The organism is Buttiauxella brennerae ATCC 51605 (assembly GCF_001654925.1).
Lineage (GTDB): Bacteria > Pseudomonadota > Gammaproteobacteria > Enterobacterales > Enterobacteriaceae > Buttiauxella > Buttiauxella brennerae.
This window is the reverse complement of the sequence record NZ_LXER01000050.1, coordinates 1-756: the sequence shown is the minus strand read 5'-3', so window position 1 is coordinate 756 and position 756 is coordinate 1. Positions and strand designations below refer to the sequence as shown.

Genomic DNA, 756 nt, shown 5'->3' with positions numbered 1-756 from the left:
CTGCCTGGCTCGTAAATCCAGCGAATACTGTCGTCATATGCCGGGGTGCCACCGGCATACACCGGGATTTCTTCGGTCAGCTGGTCGCCATTCCAGTGGAAGTCGTAACCGGTTTTCTGGCGGTTGGTGCAGCGTTTGCTGATGCGCCTGCCAGACGGGTCGTAGCGGTATTCCCAGCGTTCGCCGTCCGGGGTTTCCAGTGCGGAGAGCTGGCTTCGGGCATCCCAGCGGTAGCGCCACTGGAGAGGGCGGTAGCCGCCTTTATCCACCAGTTTTTCCACGAGACGACCGTTAACATCATATTTCCAGGTGATGTTGTGTTCGTTCACCACCCGGACAAATTTTCCGTCTTCCGGTTTCCCGCTGTCGGGGTTGATGCGTGAGGTGGTGCGCCGCCAGGCTTTGTGCTCCCGCGATGCAACCCGGCTATGCTGCTGTTGCTGGTAGGCTTCGCTTTCCAGTACGTCATTAACCCAGGTCTGGCGGCGGGTGATATTGAGGTTCTGGTCATAGGTGAAGCGTTCTTCGCGCACTGGCACACTGCTGCTGCCGGTCCAGGTGGCGTGACTTATCTGGTGGTTCGCCGTCAGGGTGTGAACTGCGGTACCGCGCAGTGAGTCTGCAATCATTGTCAGGTTGTAAGCTTTGTCGTACAGCCACTGGCGTTGCAGGTCTTTATTACGGTCGTCCGGTTCAGTTTGACTTCCGGCTCGCTGCTGCGTCAGCATCCCGGTTGGTGTGTAACCCAGTTGCTGG

Annotated in this window: 1 pseudogene; it reads right to left on the bottom strand. The window is 58.2% G+C overall.

The annotated features are described in order from the left end of the window. Positions 1-756, bottom strand: a pseudogene (locus M975_RS21920) (RHS repeat domain-containing protein); the annotation flags it as partial.